This window comes from Desertihabitans brevis, assembly GCF_003327535.1.
Taxonomy (GTDB): Bacteria; Actinomycetota; Actinomycetes; order Propionibacteriales; family Propionibacteriaceae; genus Desertihabitans; species Desertihabitans brevis.
Window position 1 is genome coordinate 190,853 of sequence record NZ_QOUI01000007.1, and the last position, 13,707, is coordinate 204,559.

Below are 13,707 nucleotides of genomic sequence, written 5' to 3' on the forward strand. Positions count from 1 at the left end.
TCGCCATGACCACCTCACGCTTCGTCGAGCAGCTCAACGAGCAGATCGGCTACGAGTTCAGCGCCTCCCAGCAGTACGTCGCCTGCGCCGTCCACTACGCCGCCCAGACGATGCCCCAGCTGGCGGGCTTCTTCTACCGCCAGGCGATGGAGGAGCGCGAGCACGCCATGATGATGGTGCAGTTCCTGCTCGACACCGGTGCCCCGGTCAGCATCCCCGGGGTGGCGACCCCGCGGACGACCTTCGCCGACGTCACCGAGCCGGTCGCGCTGGCGCTGGAGCAGGAGAAGCGGGTCACCGAGCAGATCCACGCCCTCACCCGCACCGCGCGGGAGGAGCAGGACCTCGCCGCCGAGCAGTTCATGCAGTGGTTCATCAAGGAGCAGGTCGAGGAGGTCTCCACCATGGGCGCGCTGCTGGCGGTGACCACCCGCGCCACCGACGTGGACACGGTCGAGGAGTGGGTGGCGCGCGAGCACTCCGGGGAGCACCACGACCCCACCGCTCCCCCGGTCGCCGGCGAGTGAGCGCCGAGCCCGGGGCGACGTCCGGCGGTCGGGCGCCGCGGTACCCGGTCGTGCTGTTCGACTTCGACGGCACCCTCGGCGACACCATCGAGCTGATCGTCGCCTCCACCCGGCACGCGCTGTCCACCGTGGTGGGCATCGAGGTCGACGACCGGGCGGCCCGCGCGTGGATCGGACGTCCGCTGCGGGAGGTGCTCGAGGAGCAGCACCCCGAGCGCGCCGAGGAGATCCTCGCCGCCTACCTGGAGTGGAACCTCGCCCACCACGACGAGCTGATCCGGGAGGTGCCGGGCGTGCCGGAGCTGCTCGACGCGCTGCACGCCGCCGGGGTGCGGACCGGGGTGGTGTCGTCCAAGCGGATCGAGACGGTCCGGCTCGGGCTGGACGTCCTCGGCCTGTCCGAGCGCCTCCCCGACGTGGTCGGCCAGGAGGACACCACCGTCCACAAGCCGGGCCCGGACCCGCTGCTGCTCGCCGCCTCCCGGATGGGCGTGGATCCCTCCGCGTGCGTCTACGTCGGGGACGCGGTGGTGGACGTCGCCGCCGCCCGGGCGGCCGGGATGGCCGCCGTGGCCGTCACCTGGGGAGCCGGGACGCCCGAGGACCTCCGCACCGCCGGCGCCACCGAGCTCGTCGGCGACGCGCCGGCCCTCGCCCGCGTGCTCGGCGTGGACCTCCCCACCTGAGCTCGGTCCGCGGCCGGTCTGGGAGCATCACGGGATGGCGGTGCTGTTCCTGGTGGTGGGGCTGCCGGGCGCGGGCAAGACCACCCGGGCCCGCGAGCTGGCGGCGACCCACCGGGCGCTGCGGTTGACCCCTGACACCTGGATGATCCCGCTCTTCGGCGGGTCCGACGCCGGCGGCAAGCGCGACGTGCTCGAGGGCCGCCTGGTCGCGACCGCCCTGGACGCCCTCCGTGTCGGCACCAGCGTCGTCCTCGACTTCGGTTTCTGGGGACGCGACGAGCGCGCCGCCCTGCACTGGCTCGCCCGCTCGCTGGGCGCCCGCTGCGAGACGGTCTACCTGCCCGTCGACCGCGAGACGCAGCGGCAGCGCATCCGCCGCCGCTGGGAGCAGACACCGCACGAGACCTACCCGATCAGCGACGACGAGCTCGACCGCTGGCGGGCCCGGTTCGAGCCGCCGGACGAGGCCGAGCTCGCCGGCGACCTGGCCGAGCAGCCTCCGCCGCCCTGGAGCTCCTGGCCCGGATGGGCCGCCGTCCGCTGGCCCACCTCCCTCGACTGAGAGCCGATCTTCCCCCGGATCGAGGTGATCCCGCCCACCAGAGGCACCGCTATCACCTCGAACCGCGAGCAGGGGAGGGCGGCTCAGCGCTTGCTGACCAGCCCGCGCAGGAAGAGCGCGAGGTTGGACGGCTTCTCCGCCATGCGGCGGACCATGTAGCCGTACCAGTCCGTCCCGTACGGCAGGTAGACCCGCACCGGGTGCCCGGCGGCGACCAGCCGGCGCTGCTCCTCGGGGCGGATCCCGTGCAGCATCTGGTACTCCCAGGAGTCCTGCGCGCGGTGGTTGCGGGTGGCGAGGTCGGCGGCGATGGCGATCAGCCGCGGGTCGTGGGTGGCGACCATCGGACGGCCCTCGCCCTCCATCAGCACCCGCAGGCAGCGCACGTAGGAGCGGTCGACGTCGTGGCCCTGGTAGGCCACCGACTCCGGCTCGGAGTAGGCGCCCTTGCACAGCCGCACCCGCGAGCCGCTGCCGGCCAGCCGCTCGCAGTCGGCCTCGCTGCGGTGCAGGTAGGACTGGATCACGCAGCCGGTGCTCGGATGGGTGCGGCGCAGCTCGGCGACGATGGCCAGGGTCGAGTCGGTGGTGGTGTGGTCCTCCATGTCGATGGTGACGTCGGAGCCGACGGCCCGGGCGGCGGCGCAGATGGTCGAGGCGTGCTCCAGGGCGAGCTGCTCACCGTCCCCGGGCAGCAGCTGCCCGATCGCGCTCAGCTTGACCGAGACCTCCACCGACTCGGCCAGTCCGGCCTCGGCCAGCCGGGACAGCAGGTCGAGGTAGGCCAGTGCCACCTGCTCGGCCTGCTCCGCGGCCCGGGTGTCCTCGCCGAGATGGTCGACGCTCACCTGCAGGCCCTGGCCGACGAGGGTGCGGCTGACCCGCAGCGCGTCCTCGGCGCCCTCCCCGGCGATGAACCGCTCGACCACGCCGCGGGTCACCCCGACCCGGAGCGCCGCGTCCTTGATCGCCTCGTTCCGGGCCGCCTTCAGCAGCAGCGTCCGCACCATCGCGTCCTCCTGTCGCCCCCGACCGGGGTTCAGTCCTGTCCCAGGTGGGTCCGGATGAAGGCCAGCGACTCGGCCAGGTCGAGCTCGCGCTGGGCCCGCGAGCCGGACGAGCGGGAGTTGATCTCGAGCACCACGTGCCCGTCGTAGCCGGAGGCGGCCAGGTACTGCAGCAGCTCACCGGCGCGCTGGTCACCGTAGCCGGGCTTGAGGTGCTCGTCCTTGAACGACCCCTTGCCGTCGGTGACGTGCACGTGGCGCAGCCGGCTGCCCCAGCTCTTGGCCACGTCCAGCGACTGGGTCTGGGCGGTGGAGGCGTGGGACAGGTCGAGGGTGAGGTACTCGTAGTCGAGCTCGGTGGGGTCCCAGCCGGGCATGTAGGCCTTGAACTCCCCGCGCGGGGTGCGCCACGGGTACATGTTCTCCACGCAGAACTTCACCCCGGTCTCCTCGTTGAGCCGACGCACCCCCGCCTCGAAGCCCGAGGCGTAGCCGCGCTGCCAGCGGAACGGCGGGTGCACGACGACCACGTCGGCGCCGAGCTGGACGGCCGCGCGGGCGGAGCGCTCGAGCTTCTCCCACGGGTCGGAGCCCCAGGTGCGCTGGGTGACCAGCAGGGTGGGCGCGTGGATCGAGACCACCGGCACCTGGTGGAAGTCACGCAGCTTCTCGACCTTGTCGACGTCGGAGGCGACCGGGTCGATGCCGACCATCACCTCCACACCGTCGTAGCCCAGCCTTCCGGCCAGCTCGAACCCGCTGGCGGTGGACTCGGGGTAGACCGACGACGTCGAGAGGGCGACCGTCGGACGGCGGGCCGGGGAGGCAGGGGCGCTCACCGTCGAGACGATAGCGCCAGCGCCCGCGCACCGGTCACCGCGCGTCGCCGTCCAGGTGGTCGAGGTAGTTGAGGATGATCCCCTCGCGCAGCGCCCACGGGCAGATGTCGATGACGTCGAAGCCGGCCAGCTCCATCGCCGCCTCGGCCACCACCGCCCCCGCCAGGATCTGGTGCGAGCGGCCCTCCGACACCCCGGGCAGGTCCGCCCGCTTCTCCGGCTTCATCGTGGCCAGCCGGTCCACCCAGTCCGAGACGTCGGCCAGGGTCAGCCGGCGCGGCACGTAGGGCCCCTCCGAGCGCGGGGCGGCGCCGGCGATCCGGGCCAGCGAGCGGAACGTCTTGGACGTCCCCACCGCCCGCTCGAACGGGCCGACCCGCAGCAGCTCACCGACCACCGCACCGACCTCGGCGCGCACGTGCACCCGCATCTTGTCCACCTGCTTGGCGGGGAAGCGCCGCGACATCCGGCCCGCGCCGACGGCCACCGAGAGCGCGACGTCGGGGTACTCGTCGCGTCCGGCGGCCAGCTCCAGCGAGCCGCCGCCGATGTCGAGCAGGGCGAGGCTGCCGGCCGACCAGCCGAGCCAGCGGCGGGCGGCGAGGAAGGTCCAGCGGGCCTCGTCCTCCCCGGACAGCACCTCGAGCCGGACGCCCGTCTCGGCCTGCACCCGCTCGATCACCTCGTCGCAGTTGCCGGCGTCGCGCAGCGCGCTGGTGACGAAGGGCAGCAGCCGGGAGCAGCCGGTGCGGTCGGCGATCTGCTGGGAGTCCCGCACCATCGCGACCAGCGCCTCGATGCCGTCGTCGGAGAGCGAGCCGCCGTCGAGGTGCTCGGCCATCCGCAGCTGGCGGGAGTGCGAGGTCGCCGGCACCGGCGCGCCGCCGGAGCGCGCGTCGACCACCAGCAGGTGGACGGTGTTCGAACCGACGTCGAGCACTCCGAGCCGCATGGGGCCAACGTAGTGGCGCCCGGACGCCGGCCCGTCCGGTCAGTCCGCGGTGGACCGCTCCGGCGGGTTGCCGGTGACGCAGAAGGCCATCCCGGCCGGGTCCTCGAGGGCGACGAACCCGTCGCCGGGCCACAGCCGCCGGGCCCCGGCCAGCTCCAGCCGGGCGACCTCGGCGTCCAGGTCGTCGGTGCCGAGGTCGATGTGGGCGCGGGTGGGGTGGCCGGTCTCGTCCTCGCCCAGGCGCTGCAGCAGCAGGTGCACCGGCGAGGACGGGTCGGGGAAGAGCTTGCCGGTGAACTCGGAGTCCGCGCCGCTGGCGTCCCAGCGCCACCCGGTGGCCTGGCGCCAGAACGTCTCCTCGGCCTGGTGGTGCTCGGGCGGGCAGTCGATGCACACCTGGACGAGCCGGGTGCGGTGCCCGTCGGGCCAGGTCGTCACCGCTGGGCGCGAGCCGGGCTCCGGGGCACCGGCGGCCACCAGGCAGAAGTCGAACCCGCCCGGTGAGCGCATCGTCAGCCAGTCCTCGGTGCGCCGCACCTCGGTGGCGCCGAGGCCGACCAGCCGCTCGGCCGTCGCGGCGACGTCGTCCACGCTGAGATCGAGGTGGATCCGGGCGCCGGCGTCGACGTCCTGCAGGTGCACCCAGCTCGGCGCGTCACCCGGCGGTTCCAGGCTGCGGAGCTCGGGGTGCCCGGGCCAGGGCTCGCCCACCGCCCACCCGAGCGCGGTGGACCAGAAGGCGCGACCGGCGGCGGCCACCTCCGGGCCGAGGTCGACGGTGACGTGCGCGGCTCGCATCCCGCCACGCTAGCCCTCCGGTGGACCCCTATCGTGGGCGGGTGCCCGAGGTGCTGCTGCCGTTCCCGCGGGCGTGGGTGGAGCTGGTCGACCCCGCCGACGCCGACCAGGTCTTCCGCTGCGACCTCACCTGGCTCACCTCGCGCTGGACCTGCCTGTTCGGCTCCACCGCGGGTGGGACGCCGACCGGCGGCTGCCCCGGCATCTACGCCGACCGTCCCGACGACGGCTGCTGCACCCTCGGCGCCCACTTCTCCGCCGACGACGACGAGCGCCGGGTCGCCGAGGCGGTCGCCGAGCTCACCCCCGAGCTGTGGCAGCACGCCCGCCCCGAGTGGGTGGAGACCGAGGACGGCGAGCGCAAGACCGCGGTCGTCGACGGCGCCTGCGTGTTCCTCAACCGGGCCGGCTTCCCCGCCGGCGCCGGCTGCGCGCTGCACCTGCTGGCGCTGCGCACGCAGACGCCGGTCACCCGCACCAAGCCCGACGTCTGCTGGCAGCTGCCGGTCCGGCGCACCTACCGCGACGTCACCCGCGCCGACGGCACCGAGTACCTCGAGGTGACCATCGGGGAGTACGTCCGCGAGGCCTGGGGGCCGGGTGGGCACGAGCTGGACTGGTACTGCACGTCCAACACCGAGGCCCACGTCGGCACCGAGCCGGTCTACCGCTCCGCCGAGGCCGAGCTGACCGAGCTGATGGGACGTCCGGCCTACGAGGAGCTGGTCGTGCTGTGCGAGCAGGCCCAGGGGTTCCTGCCCCACCCGGCCAGCAGGTGAGGCACACCTAAGCGACCGGTGGGCACCGGTCCTCGCCACAATGACGGCCATGCACGTCGACCATCTCTCCTTCGCCTGCGGACCCGACGGGCTCTCGGCCACCGCCGACCGGCTCTCCGAGCAGCTGGGGGTGGCCTCCGTCGACGGCGGGTTCCATCCGCGGTTCGGCACCCGCAACCAGATCATCCCGCTCAAGGGCCCGCTCTACCTGGAGGTGGTGGAGGTCCTGGACCACCCCGCCTCGGAGAAGGCCCCGTTCGGCCAGGCCGTGCGCGCCCGGTCCGAGCAGGGCGGCGGCTGGCTGGGCTGGGTGATCCGCCTCGACGAGGAGCGGCTCCCCCTGTTCGAGCAGCGGCTGGGACGCGCCGCGGTGGAGGGCCGGCGGGTGCAGCCCGACGGGACGGTGCTGCTGTGGCACCAGCTCGGCGTCAAGGGGCTGCAGAGCGATCCGCAGCTGCCCTTCTTCGTCCAGTGGCTCAGCCCCGAGTCCGAGCGGCCGGCGGCCCTGCAGTCCGATGTCGAGCTCGTCGGCATCGAGCTCGCCGGCAGCCCCGAGCGGCTGACCGACTGGCTCGGTGGTCCGGCCGAGGAGCTGATGCCCGGGCTACCGCTGAGCTGGCACCACCCCTCGGGTCAGCCCGGGCTCGCCTCGGCCACCTTCGCCACCCCGACCGGCCTGGTCACCATCTGATGACGGGCCTGGACGCCGCCCGCGGGGCCCGCTGATGCCGGTGCGGATCCGGCCCGACGTGGCCGCGCTGCCCGTCTACCGGGCCGGCAGGCCGCCGCAGGCCGCGCCGGGCCTGACGCCGTACAAGCTGTCGAGCAACGAGAACCCCTATCCGCCGCTGCCCGGGGTGATGGCGGCGGTGCAGGCGGCGGCCGGGGCGATGAACCGCTACCCCGACGCCGGCAACACCGCGATCACCGCCGCGCTGGCCGCCCGGCTGGGGGTCGACGGCGAGCAGATCGCCTTCGGCACCGGCTCGGTGGCCGTCCTCTACCAGCTGCTGCAGGCCGTCTGCGGACCCGGGGACGAGGTGGTGCACGCCTGGCGCTCCTTCGAGGCCTACCCGATCGCGATCCGGCTGCCCGGGGCGGTCGGCGTCGGCGTCCCGCTGACCGACCGCGCCGAGCACGACCTGGAGGCGATGGCCGCCGCGGTCACCGAGCGCACCCGGGCCGTGCTGGTGTGCACGCCGAACAACCCGACCGGCCCGGTGGTGCGCCACGAGGAGCTGGTCCGCTTCTGCGAGCGGGTGCCGCGCGACGTCATGGTGGTGGTGGACGAGGCCTACGTGGAGTTCGTCCGCGACCCCGACGCCGCCCGCGGGTTGGACCTGCTGGCCGACTTCGACAACGTGGTGGTGCTGCGGACCTTCTCCAAGGCCTACGGGCTGGCCGGCTTCCGGGTCGGCTACTCCGTCTGCGAGCCCGGGCTGGCCGCGGCCGTCCGGGCGGTGACGCTGCCGTTCGGGGTGTCCTCGGTGGCGCAGTCGGCGGTGCTGGCCTCGCTGGAGGCGGAGCCGGCGCTGCTGGAGCGGGTGGACACCCTGGTGGCGGCCCGGACGTCCCTGCTGGCTGGCCTGCGCGGGCTCGGGCTGGACGTCCCCGACAGCGAGGGCAACTTCGTCTGGCTCCCCGCCGGCGCCCGGACCGCCGAGTGGGCGGCCGCGCTGGAGCGGGCCGCGCTGACCGTGCGCCCGTTCCCGCCGACGGGGGACGACCCGGTCGCGCTGGCGGCGGCCGGGCTGCGGGTCAGCGTCGGCGAGGACGAGGCCAACGCCCGCGTGCTCGAGGTGGCCGCCCGCTTCTGAGCGCCGGGGCGTTCCGAGATCCGTCCATGCGCCGCGGCAGCGGCAGCGCTCAGTCGGCCAGCAGCTCGCGCACCCGCGGGACGACCCGCGTGCCGTACAGCTCGATCGCGTGCATGAGCTGCTCGTGCGGCATGGGGCCGTTGCTGTGCTTCAGGTCGAACCGGCTGAGCCCCAGCGTCCGCGCCACCCGGGCGATCTTCTGCGCCACGGTCTCGGGCGAGCCCACGAACACCGCGCCGTCGTCGGCCTCGGCCTCGAACTGCGCCCGGCTGGTCGGACCCCAGCCGCGCTCGCGCCCGATCCGGTCCCGGTTGGCCTTGAAGTGCGGGAACATCAGCTCCCGCGCCTCCTCGTCGGTGTCGGCCACGAAGCCGGGCGAGTGCACGCCCAGCGGCAGCTCGGGACGTCCCAGCTCGCCCAGTGCCCGCCGGTACAGGTCGGCGTAGGGCACGAACCGCTCGGGCTGGCCGCCGATGATGGCCAGCATCATCGGGATGCCGTAGCGGGCGGCGCGGACCACCGACTCCGGCGAGCCGCCGACGCCGATCCAGGCCGGCAGCGTCCCCCGCTCGGTCTTGGGGAACACCTCGGCGTCCAGCGGCGGGCGGAAGGTGCCCTCCCAGCGGACCCGCTCCTCGCTGCGCAGCGCCGCGAACAGGTCGAGCTTCTCGCTGAACAGCGTCTCGTAGTCGGCCAGGTCGTGGCCGAACAGCGGGAAGGACTCGGTGAACGAGCCACGGCCCAGGGTGATCTCGGCCCGGCCGCGGGCGACGGCGTCCAGGGTGGCGAACCGCTCGTAGACGCGTACCGGGTCGTCGGAGCTGAGCACGGTGACGGCGGTGCCGAGGGTGATCCGCTCGGTCCGGGCGGCGATGGCGGCCAGCACGATGTCGGGGGCGGAGACCGCGTAGTCGTCGCGGTGGTGCTCACCGATGCCGAAGGCGTCGACGCCGACGCGGTCGGCCAGCACCCCCTGCTCGACCACGTCCCGGATCACCTGCGCCTGCGGCACGGGCCGTCCGTCGGGGTCGGCGGTGACGTCGCCGAAGGTGTCGAGACCGAGCTGCAGGTCGGACGGCTGGCTCATGATGCTCCTCCTGGTCAATTGTTGACCGTTCAACCATATCGGGCCCGATCGCATTCCGCCCGCTGTGGGCAGATCGTCACTCCCGGCGCCTCCGGACCGACGGATCGCCCACAGCGGCGGTCGGGTGGGACCGGGCGGGTGTGGACGGCGGCGCGGACGGGACGCGGGTGTCGGTGCGGCGCTCTACTGTCGGGGCCATGGCGAAGGCGGCGAGGGCGGGGTTCACCTGCAGCGAGTGCGGGTGGAGCAGCGTGCGCTGGGTCGGGCGGTGCGGCGAGTGCCAGACCTGGGGCTCGATGGTCGAGCAGGGGGCACCGAAGCTCAAGGCGGTGCAGAGCGCGGTGCCGACCGCCAAGGCCGTCCCGATCTCCGACGTCGCCGCGGACGCCGCCAGCCGGACGCTGACCGGCATCGGCGAGCTCGACCGGGTGCTCGGCGGCGGGCTGGTGCCCGGGGCGGTGCTGCTGCTGGCCGGTGAGCCCGGCGTCGGCAAGTCCACCCTGCTGCTCGAGGTGGCGGCCCGCTGGGCCGGGGCGGGCCGGCGCACCCTCTACGTCACCGGAGAGGAGTCCGCGGCCCAGGTGCGGCTGCGGGCCGGACGCACCGGCGCGGTCGTCGACGACCTCTACCTCGCCGCCGAGACCGACCTGGGCACCGTCCTCGGCCACATCGAGGAGGTCTCGCCCTCGCTGATGGTGCTCGACTCCGTGCAGACCGTCGGCGCGGCGGAGGCGGAGGGCTCACCGGGTGGTGTCACCCAGATCCGCGAGGTCACCGGCGCGCTGGTGCGGGTGGCCAAGCGGCGCGGGATGGCGGTGGTCATCGTCGGCCACGTCACCAAGGACGGCACCATCGCCGGCCCGCGGCTGCTGGAGCACCTGGTGGACGTGGTGCTGGCCTTCGAGGGCGACCGTCACTCCGGCTTCCGGATGGTGCGGGCCACCAAGAACCGCTTCGGCCCCGCCGACGAGGTGGGCTGCTTCGAGATGGCCGAGCAGGGCATCGTCGAGGTGCCCGACCCCTCGGGGCTGTTCACCTCCCAGCACGTCGACCCGGTGCCCGGCACCTGCATCAGCGTGACGATGGAGGGACGCCGCCCCCTGCTGGCCGAGATCCAGGCCCTGGTCGCACCCTCGGCGCTACAGGTGCCGCGGCGCACCACGCACGGGCTGGAGAGCGCCCGGGTGTCGATGATCCTGGCCGTGCTGGAACGGCGCTGCGGCATCCGGCTGAGCAACCGCGACGTCTACGTCTCCACCGTCGGCGGGGCCAAGGTGTCCGATCCGGCGACCGATCTCGCGGTGGCGCTCGCGCTGGCCTCGGCGGCCACCGACCGGCCGGTGCCCACCGGTCTGGTGGCCCTCGGGGAGGTCGGTCTGGCCGGCGAGCTGCGGCGCATCCCCTCGGCCGACCGGCGGGTCGCGGAGGCGGCCCGGCTGGGGTTCACCGCGGCGGTGCTGCCGCCGTCGGGGCGGACCGACGGGCGTCCGGCTGCGGGACGTCCGGAGCCGGCGCGGGGCATCACCGTCCGGCAGGCCATGACGCTGGCCGGAGCGCTGGAGGCGGTCGGCGTGCTGGGCGGGCGCGGGCGACGGGAGGATCCACCGGCGGAGGGCTGAGCTGCGCCGCGTCGAGCCGGGCCGACCCGTCCGGAGCGGCGACTAGGGTGCTGTCGTGACCACCCTCCCCCCGGCGCAGCTGCGCCGCTACCGCGCCATGCTCGCCCCCGGCACGCCGCTGCGGGACGGGTTGGAACGGGTGGGACGCGGCCGCACCGGCGCGCTGGTCGTGCTCGGCAGCAACCGCCAGGTCGAGCAGGTCTCCACCGGCGGCTTCCGGCTGGACACGCCACTGACGCCGATGGCGCTGCGCGAGCTGGCCAAGATGGACGGCGCCCTCGTGCTCAGCAGCGACCAGAGCCGGATCGTCGCCGCCGGCGTGCACCTGATGCCCGACGCCGCCATCCCCACCCTGGAGACCGGCACCCGGCACCGCACCGCCGACCGGGTGGCCCGCCAGACCGGGGTGGGAGCGGTCACGGTGTCGGCCTCGATGGCGACGATCGCGCTGTTCCTGGCCGACGGGCGGCACGCGGTGGAGCCGTCGCAGGTGATCCTGTCCCAGGCCGACCAGGCGCTGCGCACCCTGGAGCGCTACGCGGTCCGGCTCCGGGCGCTGCTCAACAAGCTGTCCTCGCTGGAGGTGCAGGACCAGGTGACGGTCAAGGACGTCGTGCTGGTGCTGCAGCGGCTGGAGATGGTCCGCCGGCTGGAGCTGGAGCTGGAGGAGTACGTGGTCGCCCTCGGCACCGACGGCCGGCTGCTGCAGCTGCAGACCCGCGAGCTGGACACCGGTGGGCTGGAGGTCGCCGAGCTCGTGGCCCGCGACTACGGCACCGAGACCCTCACCCTCGACCCGTCCGCCCTGCACGGGCTGGAGATGTCGGCCCTGCTGGAGCCCACCGTGGTGGCCCGCACCGTCGGCTTCTCCGAGGACGACCACCTCGACAGCCGGCTCAGCGCGCACGGGCACCGGCAGGTGGCCCAGATCGAGCGGCTGCCGGCGGCGCTGGGTGAGCGGCTGCTGGCCCACTTCGGCGGGCTGCAGGCGCTGTTCGGCGCCTCCCGGGCTCAGCTGCAGGAGGTCGAGGGGGTCGGCGAGCAGCGGGCCCGCACGATCCGCGAGGGGCTGATCCGGGTGGCGGAGTCGGCCTACACCGAGCGGCCGGTCTGACCGGACGCCCCCGCCGGGCGGTCAGCGCAGCCGCATCACGAGCTGCACCGGGTCGGCCTGCTGGAAGAGCGCGGTGGCGACGTAGGTGCCCGCTCGCAGCGGCGTGTCGGTGAGGCTGCAGTCGCCGTCGCTGCGCAGCCCGGGCCAGGTCATCGACCACTCGTGGGCCTGCTCCGGCTGCAGGGTGGTGGTCTTCGCCGGCACCCACGCCGCGCAGTGGTCGGTGGTCCAGATCCGGTCGGTGCCGGAGTAGATGCGCAGCTCGAAGGTCTTCTCGTCCAGCATGAGCTGGCAGGCCTCGGACATGCCGTTGATCACCGACAGCGCGAGCTCCTGGTCCTCGCCGCTGCGCACGCTGCCCGAGCCGACCAGCGTCACCCGCAGCTGCTCGGAGTCGCAGGTGACCGGGTCGGCCTCCTGCTCCTCCTCCTCGGCTCGAGCGCCTGCGTCCCGGGTCGGGGTGGGCGTCGGCTTCGGGGTGGGCGTCGGGGTCGGCTTCGCGGTCGGGGTCGACTTCGCGGTGGCGGTCGCCTTCGGGGTCGGGGTCGGGGTCGGCTCTGCGGTCTCGGCGTCCCCGGCCGTCTCCGTGGGGTCGACCGAGGGCGAGGCCTCGGACGACGGCGCGGTGGGGCTGGGCGTGTCGGCCGGGACGGCCAGCACGTCGTCGCCGGAGGGCCGGAACGCCCACACCAGCACGAGCACCACCAGGGCGACCACGGCGAGGACGGCCGCACGCCGCATCCAGTAGACGCGTGGCTCCTCCGGGCCGGCGGGGTGCAGCACGGAGCTCATGGCGTCAGACTAGGGAGCCGGACCGCCGGATCCGGCCAGGCGCGCGGTGTGGCGCAGCCCGGGTGGCCCTACGCTGGACCGGATGTCCGCTGCAGCCGCCGACCCCGGGACCGAGGCGCTGGTGCGGTGCACCCTGGCCTGGTACGACCGGGAGGCCCGCGACCTGCCGTGGCGGCGTCGGGGCACCAGCCCGTGGGCCGTGCTGGTGAGCGAGTTCATGCTGCAGCAGACGCCGGTGGCCCGCGTGCTGGACCCCTGGCGGGCCTGGATGGAGCGCTGGCCCGAGCCCGCGGACCTCGCCGACGCGCCGACCGAGGCGGTGCTGCGGGCCTGGGGCCGCCTCGGCTACCCACGGCGGGCGCTGCGGCTGCAGGCCGCCGCCCGGGTCGTGGTGGAGGAGCACGGCGGACGGGTCCCCACCGAGCACGCGGCGCTGCTGGCCCTGCCCGGGGTCGGGGAGTACACCGCGGCCGCGGTCGCCAGCTTCGCCCACCGGCAGCGGCACGTGGTGCTCGACACCAACGTCCGCCGGGTGCTCGCCCGCACCCTCGACGGCCGCGCGCACCCCGACCGGACGCCCACGGTCGCGGAGCGGCGCCGGGCTGCCGCCGTGCTGCCGGAGGATCCTGAGACGGCGGCGCGCTGGGCGGTCTCGTCGATGGAGCTGGGAGCGGTGGTGTGCACCGCGCGACGTCCGCGCTGCGAGGAGTGCCCGGTCAGCGACCTGTGCCGCTGGCGCGCGCTGGGCTACCCGGCCTGGGACGGCCCGCCGCGGGTCGGGCAGCGCTGGCACGGCACCGACCGTCAGTGCCGCGGCGCGCTGATGGCGGAGCTGCGGGAGGCCGACCAGGACGTCCCGCGCGCCACCCTGCTCGCCCGCTGGCACGACCCCGACCAGGCCGCCCGCTGCCTGCAGGGCCTGCTCGCCGACGGTCTGGCCCAGCAGCACGGCGACACCGTCGGCCTGCCCCGCTGAGCGAGCCCTGACCCGGCCGGCGTGCTCGAGCGCGCCCACCAGCGACGTCCCTGACCGCGAGCGGAACGTCCGGGGGCTGCCTGACGCCGCAGAACCCCTCGGACGTTCCGCTCGACGCCCGACGGACCGGGCCGGCGTGGGAGCATGGGCCC

General features: G+C 74.6%; 15 protein-coding genes. 9 read left to right on the forward strand and 6 right to left on the reverse strand.

Going from position 1 to position 13,707, the window contains the following annotated elements; translation table 11 throughout:
* Positions 1-5: 5 nt before the first annotated feature.
* From DT076_RS12585 to DT076_RS12595, 3 genes are read left to right on the forward strand one after another with little or no spacing between them, the layout of a single operon-like run.
* A complete protein-coding gene (locus DT076_RS12585; RefSeq protein ID WP_114127021.1) occupies positions 6-527 on the forward strand; it encodes a ferritin in 522 nt (173 codons plus the stop codon).
* Positions 524-1,213, forward strand: a complete 690-nt coding sequence (locus DT076_RS12590) for an HAD-IA family hydrolase (RefSeq protein ID WP_158548125.1) — start codon at positions 524-526, stop codon at positions 1,211-1,213. Before DT076_RS12585 ends, DT076_RS12590 begins: the two co-directional genes overlap by 4 nt.
* A gap of 34 nt (positions 1,214-1,247) precedes the next feature.
* Positions 1,248-1,775: an AAA family ATPase gene (locus DT076_RS12595; RefSeq protein WP_114127023.1), complete on the forward strand. Its 528-nt coding sequence runs from the start codon at positions 1,248-1,250 to the stop codon at positions 1,773-1,775.
* Positions 1,776-1,858: 83 nt separating this feature from the next.
* Here DT076_RS12595 and DT076_RS12600 read toward each other — a convergent pair whose 3' ends face one another.
* From DT076_RS12600 to DT076_RS12615, 4 genes are read right to left on the reverse strand one after another with little or no spacing between them, the layout of a single operon-like run.
* Entirely contained in the window at positions 1,859-2,785 is a 927-nt protein-coding gene (locus tag DT076_RS12600) for a proline dehydrogenase family protein (protein ID WP_114127024.1), read from the reverse strand.
* Between the two features lie 29 nt (positions 2,786-2,814).
* On the reverse strand, positions 2,815-3,621 hold the full coding sequence (locus DT076_RS12605; RefSeq protein ID WP_114127025.1) for a sugar phosphate isomerase/epimerase family protein: 807 nt from the start codon (positions 3,619-3,621) through the stop codon (positions 2,815-2,817).
* A 34-nt stretch (positions 3,622-3,655) separates the two neighbouring features.
* A complete protein-coding gene (locus DT076_RS12610; protein ID WP_114127026.1) occupies positions 3,656-4,573 on the reverse strand; it encodes a Ppx/GppA phosphatase family protein in 918 nt (305 codons plus the stop codon).
* A 39-nt stretch (positions 4,574-4,612) separates the two neighbouring features.
* Positions 4,613-5,371 (reverse strand): VOC family protein, encoded by a 759-nt coding sequence (locus DT076_RS12615; RefSeq protein ID WP_114127027.1) that lies wholly within the window; start codon positions 5,369-5,371, stop codon positions 4,613-4,615.
* Between the two features lie 41 nt (positions 5,372-5,412).
* Between DT076_RS12615 and DT076_RS12620 the strand changes: the two genes are divergently transcribed.
* From DT076_RS12620 to hisC, 3 genes are read left to right on the forward strand one after another with little or no spacing between them, the layout of a single operon-like run.
* Positions 5,413-6,150, forward strand: a complete 738-nt coding sequence (locus tag DT076_RS12620; RefSeq protein WP_114127028.1) for a hypothetical protein — start codon at positions 5,413-5,415, stop codon at positions 6,148-6,150.
* 49 nt (positions 6,151-6,199) lie between these two features.
* Positions 6,200-6,841 (forward strand): VOC family protein, encoded by a 642-nt coding sequence (locus DT076_RS12625; protein ID WP_114127029.1) that lies wholly within the window; start codon positions 6,200-6,202, stop codon positions 6,839-6,841.
* A 34-nt stretch (positions 6,842-6,875) separates the two neighbouring features.
* A complete protein-coding gene (gene hisC / locus DT076_RS12630) occupies positions 6,876-7,967 on the forward strand; it encodes a histidinol-phosphate transaminase (protein WP_114127030.1) in 1,092 nt (363 codons plus the stop codon).
* 49 nt (positions 7,968-8,016) lie between these two features.
* On the opposite strand, the gene DT076_RS12635 is transcribed toward hisC, so the two are convergent.
* Positions 8,017-9,054 (reverse strand): LLM class flavin-dependent oxidoreductase, encoded by a 1,038-nt coding sequence (locus DT076_RS12635; RefSeq protein ID WP_114127031.1) that lies wholly within the window; start codon positions 9,052-9,054, stop codon positions 8,017-8,019.
* Positions 9,055-9,251: 197 nt separating this feature from the next.
* Here DT076_RS12635 and radA point away from each other — a divergent pair, with 197 nt between their 5' ends.
* Both radA and disA read left to right on the forward strand, forming a co-directional pair.
* Positions 9,252-10,673, forward strand: coding sequence for a DNA repair protein RadA (radA, locus tag DT076_RS12640; RefSeq protein ID WP_114127032.1), 1,422 nt, complete (start codon positions 9,252-9,254; stop codon positions 10,671-10,673).
* Between the two features lie 55 nt (positions 10,674-10,728).
* Positions 10,729-11,787: a DNA integrity scanning diadenylate cyclase DisA gene (gene disA, locus DT076_RS12645; RefSeq protein ID WP_233493923.1), complete on the forward strand. Its 1,059-nt coding sequence runs from the start codon at positions 10,729-10,731 to the stop codon at positions 11,785-11,787.
* A gap of 21 nt (positions 11,788-11,808) precedes the next feature.
* Here the strand turns inward: disA and DT076_RS19660 are convergent, their stop codons facing one another.
* On the reverse strand, positions 11,809-12,579 hold the full coding sequence (locus DT076_RS19660) for a hypothetical protein (protein WP_199539153.1): 771 nt from the start codon (positions 12,577-12,579) through the stop codon (positions 11,809-11,811).
* 82 nt (positions 12,580-12,661) lie between these two features.
* Between DT076_RS19660 and DT076_RS12660 the strand changes: the two genes are divergently transcribed.
* A complete protein-coding gene (locus DT076_RS12660) occupies positions 12,662-13,555 on the forward strand; it encodes an HhH-GPD family protein (protein WP_114127035.1) in 894 nt (297 codons plus the stop codon).
* Positions 13,556-13,707: the final 152 nt, after the last annotated feature.

What these genes read in the sequence shown, in the direction of transcription:
- DT076_RS19660 (WP_199539153.1), bottom strand. Translation starts at nt 12,579, where the DNA reads ATGAGCTCCGTGCTGCACCCCGCCGGCCCGGAGGAGCCACGCGTCTAC.
- DT076_RS12625 (WP_114127029.1), top strand. Translation starts at nt 6,200, where the DNA reads ATGCACGTCGACCATCTCTCCTTCGCCTGCGGACCCGACGGGCTCTCG.
- DT076_RS12610 (WP_114127026.1), bottom strand. Translation starts at nt 4,573, where the DNA reads ATGCGGCTCGGAGTGCTCGACGTCGGTTCGAACACCGTCCACCTGCTG.
- radA (WP_114127032.1), top strand. Translation starts at nt 9,252, where the DNA reads ATGGCGAAGGCGGCGAGGGCGGGGTTCACCTGCAGCGAGTGCGGGTGG.
- DT076_RS12615 (WP_114127027.1), bottom strand. Translation starts at nt 5,371, where the DNA reads ATGCGAGCCGCGCACGTCACCGTCGACCTCGGCCCGGAGGTGGCCGCC.
- DT076_RS12635 (WP_114127031.1), bottom strand. Translation starts at nt 9,054, where the DNA reads ATGAGCCAGCCGTCCGACCTGCAGCTCGGTCTCGACACCTTCGGCGAC.
- hisC (WP_114127030.1), top strand. Translation starts at nt 6,876, where the DNA reads ATGCCGGTGCGGATCCGGCCCGACGTGGCCGCGCTGCCCGTCTACCGG.
- DT076_RS12600 (WP_114127024.1), bottom strand. Translation starts at nt 2,785, where the DNA reads ATGGTGCGGACGCTGCTGCTGAAGGCGGCCCGGAACGAGGCGATCAAG.
- DT076_RS12595 (WP_114127023.1), top strand. Translation starts at nt 1,248, where the DNA reads ATGGCGGTGCTGTTCCTGGTGGTGGGGCTGCCGGGCGCGGGCAAGACC.
- DT076_RS12585 (WP_114127021.1), top strand. Translation starts at nt 6, where the DNA reads ATGACCACCTCACGCTTCGTCGAGCAGCTCAACGAGCAGATCGGCTAC.
- DT076_RS12660 (WP_114127035.1), top strand. Translation starts at nt 12,662, where the DNA reads ATGTCCGCTGCAGCCGCCGACCCCGGGACCGAGGCGCTGGTGCGGTGC.